Source organism: Thermoleptolyngbya sp. C42_A2020_037 (assembly GCF_015272455.1).
Taxonomy (GTDB): Bacteria; Cyanobacteriota; Cyanobacteriia; order Elainellales; family Elainellaceae; genus Thermoleptolyngbya.
In genome coordinates this window covers 131,928-144,098 of the sequence record NZ_JACYLP010000048.1, presented here as the reverse complement: position 1 = coordinate 144,098, position 12,171 = coordinate 131,928, and the positions used below count along the sequence as shown (strand labels likewise).

The window sequence follows — 12,171 nt, the reverse complement described above, 5'->3', positions numbered from 1 at the left end:
AAGAACGAAGAACGAAGAGGTTCCATTTTTCGTTTTTTCCGTCCTTTCCCCCGTCACCCCATCCACTCATCCACCCCCCGCTTCCGAAATTGATCCCACAATTGTTGTATCTATACTGTTGAACTAGCTTCCCATCGCCTGCCCCTAACTCCCAACCCCTAACATGCAACCTCCTTTGTCCGCTGGCACTGTTTTACAAAATCGCTATCGCCTGGTGAAGCTGCTTGGCCAGGGCGGGTTTGGGCGCACGTATTTGGCAGAGGATTTGGGGCGGTTTAGCGAGCGGTGTGCGCTAAAGGAATTCATTCCGTCGCAGTCGGGAGACTATGCGCTGGAAAAGTCGAAGGAACTGTTTCAGCGGGAGGCGGCGATTCTTTACCAGATTCAGCACCCGCAGATTCCCCAGTTTCGCGCCACGTTTGAGGAAAATCAGCGCTTGTTTTTGGCGCAGGATTATGTAGAAGGCAAGTCCTACCGGGATTTGCTGACGGAGCGCAAGCTGAGTGGACAAACATTTTCAGAACCAGAAGTGGTGCAACTGCTACGGCAACTGCTGCCTGTGCTAGCCCATATCCATGCCCGTGGCATCATTCACCGCGATATTGCGCCAGATAACATCATGCTGCGGCAAGCGGATCAGCTTCCGGTGCTGATTGACTTTGGCGTGGTGAAGGAAATTGCCACACGGCTGCAAACGGCGACGCAATCGACCACCGTCGGCAAGCTGGGCTATGCGCCGAGTGAGCAAATGCAGACGGGACGTGCCTATCCCAACAGCGATCTCTACGCGCTGGCGGTGACGGCGGTGGTGCTGCTGACGGGGCGGGAGCCGCAGGATCTCTACGATGACATGAACCTGACCTGGCACTGGCAGCGCTACGCCAACGTTAGTCCTGGACTGGCGCAGGTGTTGAACAAGATGCTGAGCTATCGGCCGGGCGATCGCTATCAATCGGTGGCCGAAGTTGCCCAGGCGCTCCAGGCAGTAACCAATGCGGCGACCTATCCCGCAACGCAGCCGCCCACCTACCAGCCGCCCGGCTACCAGTCGCCCACCTATCCCCAGCCCAGCTATCCCCAAGCGGGCTATCCCCAGCCAGGCTATTCGCAACCGGGCTATCCGGCCGCGCACCCATCCCAAACGCCCCAGCCCGACGCCAGCCCGCCGCCCGACCCGCTCTCGCAGATGCAGACGGTAGCAGTGGGGCGACCCGTGCCGCCCAGCACGACGACGGCGCATACGCAGGCAGTGGGCAATGCGGGTCGGCAAGTGCCCAATCGGTCAATTCCTGCGCCGCGCCAGACCTCGGTGTGGGACAATCCGCTGGCAGTGCTGGCGATTGGCATTGGGCTAGCGACGATTACGGGCATTGCGTCTTGGGCGGTGGTGAGTGCGCTGCTGAACGGCAGTCCGCCTGTGGCAACGCCGTCGCCGACCGTAACGATTACGCCCAGCCCGACGGTGTCGCCCTCGCCCAGCCCCAGCCCAACGGCGTCGCCCTCGCCCAGTCCCTCGCCCAGCCAGCCCGTCGAGTTTGACCAGCGGCTCAATTTGCGGCCCGGTTCCAACACCACAGCACGGGGCAGCCTGCGAGATAACCAAACCATCAACTACCTGATTTCGATGGAAGCAGGAGAGGCGCTGACGGCCCGGCTGGATGGCGATGGCGTGATCATGACAGTGCTGAATCCTGATCGCCAGCCTGTGGACGGACAGGCCTCGCAGGTGTTGCAGTGGCGCGGCACGGCAGCCTATGCAGGAGATTACGTCGTGCAGGTGAAGCCGCTGTCGGGCATCTCGCGGACGGACTATGCGTTGAATCTGAGTTTAGAAGGCGTGCCGCCGAGTCCCACACCTCCGCCACCGCCGCCGCCTGATCCGTTACCCACGCCAGAGCCGCCGCCGGAAGTCGATATCCGCACCGAAGCGCTGAATCTGTTGCCCGGGGAGTCGCGGGAGGTGGATAGCCAGGTGCGAGTGAACCGGATGCGGCGCTATCTGGTGGATTTGCAGAGCGACCAGGGTCTTGTCGTCGAGATCATTCAGGGTGATGTGCTGGTGGATATCCGCGACCCAAACGGGCGATCGCTCTCCAGTGCATCGGGCGGCACGCTGCAAATCGGGCCGGGGCTGCCGCAGTCGGGCCGCTATCAGATCGACGTGAGCGCCAACCAGACCGTGAACTTTGTGCTGCGGGCGACAGCGATTAACTAGAACCCTCACAATCAGGCACAAGCAGGGATGAGAGATAGTTTAGGGCTACTGGCGAAGGTGATGGGTGGTTCTGCCCTGGGGGCGATCGCCATCAAATACTTTCCACCGCTGGCGCTGGTGCCTGCCAGGGATGAAGTCGTGTGGGCGATCGTGCTAACCCCGACAGTGGCGATGGCGGTGCTGCTGGGCTGGCTCACCTGGCAGAGGCGGTCATCGGCCTAGGCGGGCAGGAACCTGGCAAACTTAGCAGATGAACCCTTCTAAAGCCAGGTCTTGAAGCGGTGGATATAGGCGGCTTTGACCCCGCGAGTGACCAGCCAGTAGCCCAGGAGAATGGCAACCAGCCAGAGGAAATAGCGGGCCGGCAGCGGCACCAGCCCAATACTCACACCGAGGGGCGTAAAGGGGAGCAGCAGGGCGATCGCCATCACCAGCCCCGTCATCCCCAGCACAGGCAAGGCGGCCGTACTCTGGGTAAACGGAGCCTTAACCGTGCGAATCAAATGAATAATCAGGGTTTGGGACAACAGCCCGTAGACAAACCAGCCCGACTGAAACAGCGCCGCATCAGCGGGCAAGTTGAACCCCAGCACCCCCCACAGCACCGCAAACGTCACATAGTCAAAAATGGAACTGACGGGACCAAAGCACAACATAAACCGCCGCAAATCCCGCACAGACCAGCGCTGGGGCTGCACCAGATAGGACTCATCTACTCGGTCAAAGGGAATCGCCGTTTGGGACAGGTCGTAAAGCAAGTTTTGCACCAGGAGTTGCAGCGGCTGCATCGGTAAGAAGGGCAGCAGAGCGCTAGCGCCCATCACGCTCAGCACATTGCCAAAGTTGGAGCTGGTCGCCATCTTCAGATACTTGATGATATTGCCAAAGGTGCGGCGACCTTCCACAATGCCCTGCTCCAGCACCAGCAGGCTCTTTTCAAGCAAGATCACGTCGGCCGACTCCTTGGCCACATCCACCGCCGACTCCACCGAAATGCCCACATCCGCCTCTCGCAGGGCCAGCGCATCGTTGACCCCATCGCCCAAATAGCCCACCGTGTGTCCCTGCTGTTTGAGAACCTGCACAATTCGGGCTTTTTGCAGGGGCGACAGCTTGGCAAACAGCGTCGTGTTCTCAGCCACGGCAGCCAGTTCCTTGTCGGTCATCGGGTCAATCGCCGAACCGAGGCAGACTTGCTGAACGGGCAGCCCGACCTCCTGACAAATCGTGCGGGCGACATGCTCATTGTCTCCAGTTAGCACCTTGACGCACACGTTGTATTGCTGCAAGGCGGCGATCGCCCCCTTTGCCGTTTCCTGCGGCGGATCGAGAAACGTCAGGTATCCCACTAGCCTTAGCCCCGCCTCATCTGTCGGGTCATAGTGATCCTGCGGTGCATCCAGCCGCTTGCAGGCCACGGCCAGCACCCGAAACCCCTGCTGGCTAAACTGCTGGGCTGTTTGGAGGGTCTGCTGATGCAGCGCTTCGGTCAGGGGCGTTGGCTCTCCCTGGTGCTGGAGGTGGCTGCATAGACCCAGCACCTCCTCCACAGCCCCTTTGCAGATTAGCCGCGGAAAACCCTCCTGTTCGACCACCACAGACAGTCGCCGTCGCGCAAAATCGAAGGGCACTTCCCCCAGCTTGCGATGGGTCAATGCAACCTGGGACAAGGCACTCGCGTCAGCCGCTTCCAAAATGGCATCGTCCAATCGGTTTTGAATGCCCGTCTGGTAGTAACTGTTCAAGTAGGCATCGGCCAGCGGATCGGGGCTGGGCTGGCCCAGGGGGGCGATCGCACTGTGAAACGACACCTGATTTTGGGTGAGCGTGCCCGTCTTGTCGGTACACAGCAGGTCAACTGCGCCCAGGTTTTGCACCGCATCCAGCCGCTTGGCCAGCATCTGCTGTCGGGCCAGGGCACTGACCCCGCGTGTCAGGCCAATGCTGAGAATCAGGGGCAATAGCTCTGGCACCAGACCCACAGCGACCGCCACCCCGAAGATCAGAGAAGTCGTCCACTGCCCGCGAACCAGGCCGTTGAGCAAAACCGCACTGGGAGCCATGATGGCGATGAACCCGATCAGCAGCCAGGTGATGTGGTTGATGCCCGTGTCAAAGCTAGTGGGCGATCGCCGCCCGATCAGCGTTTTCGACAGCATTCCCAAATAGGTCTGCGCTCCAGTGGCTATCACCACGGCACGAGCGCTGCCCCCCAACACTGTGGTTCCCATAAAGCAAAGGTTGGGCAGATCCCACCAGTCGCCGTCGGGCGATGGCACGGCGCGGACGGCGCTATATTTTTGCACCAAGTCAGATTCCCCCGTGAGGATCGACTGGCCCACAAAGAAGTTATTGGCCTCCAGCAGCCGCACATCCGCAGGCACCATATCCCCTGGAGCCAAATGTACGATATCCCCCGGCACCAGCTTGCGAATGGGAACTTCTTGGCGGCGCTCGGCTGGCAGCAAATCGTCGTAGCGGCTGACGGTGGCGGTGGTTTCGACTAGGGCCCGCAGCTTTTCGGCGGCGCGGCTGGAGCGATATTCCCGCGCAAACCGCAGCACCCCGCTGAGCAACACAATCCCCAGAAGCAGCGCTGCACCCCGCTGATCGCGAGTGAACCAGGCGGCGATCGCCAGCACTAGCAGCAAATACACAAACGGGCTATTGAAGGCGCGGAATAACTGCTGATACCAGGTGGGGGTGCAGTCATGGGCAATTTCATTGGGCCCAAACTGGCGGCGGCGCTGGCGAGCCTGTACAGCCGTCAGCCCATAGGGATGCGTCTCGAGCTGGTTCAGCAGATGATGAGGATCGGTTTGAGCCGCTTTTACTGCAAGCGGCAGCCATGACTCACCAGACGCAGCAGGCATGGCGCGATGGGACGCAACAGAAAACCAGGAGAGCATAGGGCAAACACCTCGCCAGAGGGCTGCTTTTCATGATGCCGTGCTGGGGCGATCGCCGACGTGTCCAGCCATACCCCGACCAATACAAGTCTGCTGCTACAAGCCTGCTGCATCCCAACGCTCCAAAAGTCAATTCAAGCATCCCTGTCCTACCATAGGCTGAATAGCCTATGGTAGGACAGGGATGCCCAATGGTTCTCAAAACGGCAATCGTGGAAACTGAGGCAATCATCCCCACGCCCAGTGGAGAGATGCCCGCCTTTCTCTATCGCCCCGCTGCGCCCGCTGCGTCGGCATCCAGTCCCGCCGTTCTCTTGCTGATGGAAGCCTTTGGGCTAACCCCCCACATTCGGGACGTAGCGGCTCGCATCGCCGCCGAGGGCTACATTGTCCTCACGCCAGACCTGTACTACCGCGAATTGCCCCACAACAAATTTGGCTATGAGGAGGTGGAACAGGCGATGGCGACCATGTATCGCATGGATTTTGGGCAGCCCGTGGAACAGGATCTCAAGGCGGCGATCGCCTTCCTCAAGGCACAACCCGACGTTTCACCCGATCGAATTGGCGTTACCGGGTTTTGCCTGGGCGGGGGGTTGACCTTTTTAACCGCGTGTCGATTTTCCAGCGACATCGCGGCAGCCGCTCCCTTTTACGGCATGGTGTTGGACGATTGGGTAGAGGCGATCAAAGACATCACCGTGCCCGTCTACCTGTTTCACGGCGGCGCTGATCCGTTCATTCCGCCGGAGCGCGTGCAGCACATCGAGGCGCGATTCAAAGACCTGGGCAAAGCATATCGGCTCAAAGTGTACCCCGATGCCGACCACGGATTTTTCTGCCACGAGCGATCGTCCTATAATGCCGCCGCCGCTGAGGATGCGTGGCAAGAGCTAACTCAGTTTCTCCGTCAACATCTCAACAAGGTGTCCTAAGTCCTATGTCTCTTCCTTCTCTCTTCGTTTCCCACGGCGCACCCGATTTACCGCTATATGAAACTGCGCCCGCTGTGGAGTTTCTCAAGCAACTTGGCACACAGCTACCGCGCCCCAAAGCCATCCTCGCTGTGTCGGCCCACTGGGAAACGCGATCGCCCGCTGTGAGTACCGCTCTCCAGCCGAAAACGATTCACGACTTTGGCGGCTTTCCGCCAGAAACCTACGCCCTGCAATATCCTGCGCCCGGTGCGCCGGAACTGGCAGAGCGGGTCGAAAAGCTGCTGACGGAGGCGGGCATGACCGTAGCGCTCGACCCCAATCGCGGACTCGACCACGGCGCATGGGAGCCACTGCTGCTGATGTATCCAGAAGCCGATATTCCCGTGACGCAACTCTCGGTGCAGCCGCATTTGGGAGCCGCGCATCACCTGCAAGTGGGCCGGGCGATCGCCCCCCTGCGCCAGGAAAACGTGCTGATCCTTGCCAGCGGAGCCGCCACCCACAACCTGCGAGCCTTTGGCGGCTATGCCTTTGACGCTGCGCCGCCGGACTGGGTGACGGAATTTGACCAGTGGCTAGAAACGGCGATCGCCCAGGGAGACACCGATGCGCTGCTGAACTATCGCCAGGTTGCCCCCCACGCCGCCAAAAACCACCCCAGCGAAGAACACTTTTTGCCGCTGCTGGTGGCGCTGGGCGCAGGGGGCGATCGCGGCACCCAACTACACCACAGCACCACCTACGGCATCCTCAGCATGGCCGCCTATGGGTTCAGCGGAGAAGACCGTTTTCCCGATTCTGCCTCTGCTGCTATGACTATTCACGAACCTTCAATCTCGTTGCACTAAATATCACAATTTTCCTAGCGTGACGCTACGGATGAAATGGCTAAAAGCCTCATAAACACTTGATTGGCAACCCGAAATCGCAGAGCCACCATCGGGAAGCTGTAGGACTTGTTGCAAAAGCTTAAAGTCCCTCATGTTTCTTCTGAAAAATCAATGGTTGCCTTCACACCATTTTTTGCCAAACCGTTTATCCTAAACGGGAGGGTGGCTCCGATCATCCTCGCAGAAGCAGACAGCGGTGGGGGCTACTGGCTGTCTGCTTCTCGCATTTGGGCACATAGAAAAACTCAGGCATTTTAAGTCAGGTTAAGTCAGGCATTTTTGAGAAAAATTGCCTCCCAGCCGTGGGAACCAAATTCTTTTTGAAACTCGCTGATCACCCAGGCAATCGACTTGCCCTGGCGTTGGGCGACGCGCATCAGATAATGCTTGTAGTTGTGCTTGTCGTCTAGGGTGGGTGCTGGGCCGAAAATCGAGCCGAGGCACCAGGCATCCTTAGGCATACAGTTAAATTTTTCAAAAAAGCGGCGATCGCTCCACGACGGGGCCGCCCCTTCCTGATAGCTGCGCTTGCGCTGAGCGTGGAAAAAGCGCAGCATTTCTTGCTCCTCGATCATTTGCACCTGCTCGTCGCTCAGCACCTCTTCCAGGTCATCCAGGCAAACCTGGCTTTCGTCTAGCCATTCGTGCTTGCAATCGGGGCAGGTCATCAAAAAAATCGGCACAATCCGCCCGCAGCCGGGGCACTGCTTTGTCGGAGCGCTGCCGATGCCTGTGCCTTCGGGGTCTTCTTTTGTAGGCAGGTGATAGAACTGGATGTCTTCCGGGAAGCCCAGCCGCGCCAAATTGCCCGCCTGGTCGAGAATCGTGCCATGCAGCTTGCCCGTGTGGGGCGCAATTCGCATGACGCGCCCAATCTGCTGATGGTGCAGCGCCCGCGACTGAGTTGGCCGCAGCAGCAGCCCCACCTCTACGCTCGGCTCGTCAAAGCCAATGCTGATCACGTTGCAGGAAGTCAGCACCAGAATGCGCCCGTCGCGCAGGTCGGCGTAGAGCTTCTGGCGATCTTTAATCGGCGTTTCACCGTCCACCGTTGCCGCTGGGACATTTGCCTGGTTAAAGGCTTCAGCAACGTGCCGGGCGTGTTCTACATCTACGCAAAAGGCGATCGTGCGCTTGTCGGGCACCAGCCGCAGCCATTCTTCGACAATGCGTTCGACTAATTCGGGGCGATCGCACGCATTTTTCAGTGCCCGCTCGTCATAGTCGCCCGCCACCGTGCCCACACCCGACAGGTCGATCTGATGCTCCGCCGACAGCCCGTAATACTTCATCGGCGCAAGATAGCCCATCTTTTGCAGCACCGACGGCACGGGCGAGGCCACCAGCGTTTCCATATGGTCGCCCAGTTGCGACTTGCCCAGGCGATATGGAGTCGCCGTCAGCGCCAGATGCACCGCTTGGGGATGGGTTTTGTAAAGCACCTGCTGCCCCACCTGGCTAAAGACCGTCGTATGCGCCTCGTCAAACAGCACCACATCGGCGTGCCATTTTTTCCACCAGTGGCGCTTGGTCATGGTTTGCACGCTGGCAATCTGGATCGGCGCAGTCGGGTCTTCTTTCCAGCCCGCTTTGATAAAGCCACAGTGCAGCCCAAAGGATCGCATCTTATCGTAGGTCTGCCCTACAAGTACATCCAGATGCACCAAAAACAGCAGCCGACAGCCCCGCGCCTCCGCATGGGCGCAGATTTGCCCGGCAATCACCGTTTTTCCTGCGCCTGTTCCAGCAATCACCGCCACGCGCTGATAGCCCTCGCCTAGCTTGTTGTAAAGATCCCTAATCAACTGCACCTGATAAGGGCGCAGCGTCGGCGGCGTGGGATCGGTCGCGTTTTGGGCAGTCATGCACGAAGCGTTGTGGGCAAGCAACAGGCAAAATCTCTAAGGCTTACTGTAGCAAAGGACGGCCCGGAATAGAGTTCGCGTGTACTGAAAGCCGTCAAAACCTTGTGCTGCGATTTAAGAAAACGAGTCACCCATCGAGAGCAAGAGGTTTGGCGAGAAAGCCTCCTTAAATTTAGAGTAATTCATCTACTTATCACTCAAAATCACTCAAAAGAGCTTAGATAAACGATATTTCAGCTATCAGCTACAGCGGGATATAAAGCCAACGCCGCACGCTGTGTAATGCCTTAAAATTGCACCCTGACAGATGCCGCGTGAATCTGGTAAAGCGCCATACAGAACACTATACAAAACACGATAAAACGCGCTCTGTGAGTGGACGCTTCTTGGCAAAGCTCAAGCAGGATGGGCGATCGCGCTGCACCAATGAAATTACTGGAAGCCCCAACAGATACGGGACTAACAATCCAGAATCACAGATTCAAAATCGAGAATCGACACAATCGATGAGTGCCCATGCTATTTCAAGAATCAATTGTAAAAGCTTTATGATTCCGGCTTTTTCATAGTCTTTTATTTATTTGCACCGTATTAACTTTTATTAAGGCAGGCAATCACTGAAGCTTCATAATTTCAGTTTTCTCCGTAAAGATTCGCATTCATCTGCACCACACGGATGCGTTTATCAAGAGTGAAGCTAATAATTTTTGAACAAGAACCGTTGCCCCACCCCTAAGAGCATCTCTATAAAGTCTTTGTTATCAGGATCATATTTTTACAACATCTGTCGGACGGCGGCATGTCTGTTGCGCGGAACGTTCGAGTTCAAGAAGACAGGGAATCTACGCCTAACTACTCATTCAAGGAACTCTTTGGCTATGCTGACATCGGTAGATCAGGGTTTCGCTTTGGAAACGAATGAAGCACCCGAAAAATGCCTGAGTTTGGGCAGCAGTACAAAACCTTCTTTAAGATCAAGAGTCGAGATTATCAATGAAATTAAGATGCTTGTCCCCGCTGGTTCTCCTGAACCTGAGGATGAACAAGTCTTAAACCAGCTAGCAAGCTTGACACAAGAACTCACGAAGGTCTATCAAGCAGCTGGACAACTGAGGGAAGATCCCTTCGCAGATGCATGGAATCGCCGGGTTCGCTGCTATCGAGATCTGGTCGCAGAGCAGGTCAAGGGGCGGCGTATTCTGGTGACGGGTGGAAATGGCTGCGTCGGCACTCAACTGATCCAGGAATTGAAAACCTTTGAGCCTGAGAAAATTGTTTGCCTGGACTTGATGGGAGATGAATCGTCTTCTGAAAACGAGCATGGTGATTCAGTTGAGAAGGTCAAATTCTATGGCATTGATATTAGAGACCAGAATGAACTAGAGAAGGTTTTCCTCCAAGAAAAGCCCGATCTCGTATTTCACCTGGCAGCCATACGCCTCCCTGGAATGGCGGAGCAGCGGGTTAGGGATGCTGTTTCAACGAATATTATGGGAACCCATAATGTGATTCGATTCTGCGAAAAATATGGGGTCAAAAAGTGCATATTCTCCTCAACAGGGAAGGCATCACGCTATGTTACTGGAGAAGTCTATGCAGCCACCAAAAAGGTGTGTGAATGGCTTTTTGACCAGGCGGCTCAATCAGGCTCAACCGTGTATGGCATGGTTAGATTTACCCATATGCTGGACAACAGCGCCGCCTGCGAACAGTTTGACCAAAAGGTCAAGCACGGGAAAATTGTCAACATTCATGCTCCTGATAAGTATGTTTGTGGTCAAAATGTTCATGAAGCCGTCAGCCTGCTGCTGAACAGTCTCGTCGTCTCTAAACCCGGAAAGCTAGAATTTTTGGTCTGTCGAAATCTGGGCTGGCCGGTTGAAACCCTAGAGGTTGCTTTATACAAGATTCTGCAATCTGGAAAGAACATCCCAATTTATTTTCAAGGTTCGCCCGTCGGCTATGAAGAGGGCTTCTTTCGGGGCAATGTAGATTGGGACGATCCCTCAGCGTTTAACTTATTGGTCAACGCGATCGAAAAAGTGTCGAGTCGAGTTGATGCCTCTGGTGACTTTATTGTGACTCCTGTTTTGCCCTGCTGTTTTGAGCGTCTAGAAGCTGAGGTGGCTGCTGTGCGGAAGGTTCTCAATGACCCTACAAGCGCCGATAGCCAAATTAAACAGGTGCTAGCCGATTGTATTATGAGGGTTGCCCGCTCTATTTATTCTCAGGCACCGATTGAGTTGCTCTCAAAGGTGCTGAACTGGGGCACTGACCCTGACTATCTTCAGTTGGACGGTGCGACGCTAGATAGCCATCAACCTACAATTCGCCTGTTTGTTGAAAGCCTATCTGCCAAGTATCGAAACAGCGCCAGTCACAGCGGCAGTCTCAGCACCCGTTGAAGCGATCGCCAAGATTAAGCCTGTGGTGAGTGCGCTTTAATACTTCTGCGCTTTGATCAGGCTGAGTCTGACGTGTGCTGTGAGTAGGGCGAACGAGGCGTTTTGCACTTGGCTCCGAATGTTGGCAATTTCAACCCGCACTTTCAATCTGCGTTGAGATTGCCAACAGCCAAGGGGCGATCGCCTTTCCGTATTGGAAAGATAAAAGCAGTGGGGTTATGGTAAAGCGCTAACCGGACGGGGCTTTGAGCAAGATGTTAATTTAGCATCTGAGATTAAAGTTCAGTGTCTCAGCGTCAGTGATCGCATCTGTAATTGCGTTCCGACCCTGGCGCTGTCTCCTACCATTTGCAACTCCCCTGCAAAGCACTATGGCAACCACCCTCTTTCATCTAGCGTTTCCGGTGAGTGATCTGGCCGAAGCCAAAGCCTACTATGCCGATGGGCTGGGCTGCGAGATCGGCCGCGAAAACGCCAGCTCGGTGATTATGAACCTCTACGGACATCAGATCGTAGCGCACCTGGCCCACGAACCGCTGATGCCCCAGCGTGGCGTATATCCCCGGCACTTTGGCGTGATTTTTACCGACGAGGCCGATTGGGAAGCCCTTTTAGAGCGATCGCAGCGATTGGGACTTCGCTTTTATCAGCCGCCCAAAGAGCGCTTTGTTGGCACGCCGCTAGAACACCGCACATTTTTCTTGGAAGATCCGTTCTACAACCTGATGGAGTTTAAGTTTTATCGCTATGCCAGCGCGATTTTTGGGCAGGCAGCGTTTGCCCAGATTGGAGATACCGCAGGCTGAAGGCAGGCAAGCAAAAATTAAGGAGCATCGGTCTACTGCTTGCCTCTTTAGGGGATGACATTCAAGAGAATCGCGCCTTTCTCTTGCCCCTCCGCCTCCAGCCCCTCAAGACTCGCGAATTCCTAAATTGCTTCAAGGTGTGT

Annotated in this window: 9 protein-coding genes; 6 read left to right on the top strand and 3 right to left on the bottom strand. The window is 56.3% G+C overall.

The genetic code is table 11. The features are described 5' to 3' along the window. Nucleotides 1–163 precede the first annotated feature (163 nt). Together IGS16_RS16885 and IGS16_RS16880 are read left to right on the top strand one after the other, a co-directional pair. Nucleotides 164–2,215: a serine/threonine protein kinase gene (locus tag IGS16_RS16885; protein ID WP_297087389.1), complete on the top strand. Its 2,052-nt coding sequence runs from the start codon at nt 164–166 to the stop codon at nt 2,213–2,215. Nucleotides 2,216–2,242: 27 nt separating this feature from the next. Then, nucleotides 2,243–2,437 (top strand): hypothetical protein, encoded by a 195-nt coding sequence (locus tag IGS16_RS16880; RefSeq protein WP_297087387.1) that lies wholly within the window; start codon nt 2,243–2,245, stop codon nt 2,435–2,437. Nucleotides 2,438–2,475: 38 nt separating this feature from the next. On the opposite strand, the gene mgtA is transcribed toward IGS16_RS16880, so the two are convergent. Then, nucleotides 2,476–5,088 (bottom strand): magnesium-translocating P-type ATPase, encoded by a 2,613-nt coding sequence (gene mgtA, locus IGS16_RS16875; RefSeq protein ID WP_297087385.1) that lies wholly within the window; start codon nt 5,086–5,088, stop codon nt 2,476–2,478. Next, on the bottom strand, nt 5,046–5,237 hold the full coding sequence (locus IGS16_RS16870; protein ID WP_297087383.1) for a hypothetical protein: 192 nt from the start codon (nt 5,235–5,237) through the stop codon (nt 5,046–5,048). Before IGS16_RS16870 ends, mgtA begins: the two co-directional genes overlap by 43 nt. A 78-nt stretch (nt 5,238–5,315) precedes the next feature. On the opposite strand from IGS16_RS16870, the gene IGS16_RS16865 reads away from it, so the two are divergent. Together IGS16_RS16865 and IGS16_RS16860 are read left to right on the top strand one after the other, a co-directional pair. Further along, nucleotides 5,316–6,059 carry a dienelactone hydrolase family protein gene (locus IGS16_RS16865; protein ID WP_297087381.1) on the top strand — a complete coding sequence of 248 codons (744 nt, stop codon included), beginning with the start codon at nt 5,316–5,318 and terminating at the stop codon, nt 6,057–6,059. 5 nt (nt 6,060–6,064) lie between these two features. Then, a complete protein-coding gene (locus IGS16_RS16860; protein ID WP_297087379.1) occupies nt 6,065–6,910 on the top strand; it encodes a class III extradiol ring-cleavage dioxygenase in 846 nt (281 codons plus the stop codon). Nucleotides 6,911–7,221: 311 nt separating this feature from the next. Here IGS16_RS16860 and IGS16_RS16855 read toward each other — a convergent pair whose 3' ends face one another. Next, nucleotides 7,222–8,817 carry a DEAD/DEAH box helicase gene (locus IGS16_RS16855; RefSeq protein ID WP_297087377.1) on the bottom strand — a complete coding sequence of 532 codons (1,596 nt, stop codon included), beginning with the start codon at nt 8,815–8,817 and terminating at the stop codon, nt 7,222–7,224. Between the two features lie 878 nt (nt 8,818–9,695). Between IGS16_RS16855 and IGS16_RS16850 the strand changes: the two genes are divergently transcribed. Beyond that, complete coding sequence (locus tag IGS16_RS16850) at nt 9,696–11,222, top strand: polysaccharide biosynthesis protein (protein WP_297087375.1); 1,527 nt, start codon at nt 9,696–9,698, stop codon at nt 11,220–11,222. A gap of 371 nt (nt 11,223–11,593) precedes the next feature. Continuing rightward, on the top strand, nt 11,594–12,028 hold the full coding sequence (locus tag IGS16_RS16845) for a VOC family protein (protein ID WP_297087373.1): 435 nt from the start codon (nt 11,594–11,596) through the stop codon (nt 12,026–12,028). Nucleotides 12,029–12,171: the final 143 nt, after the last annotated feature.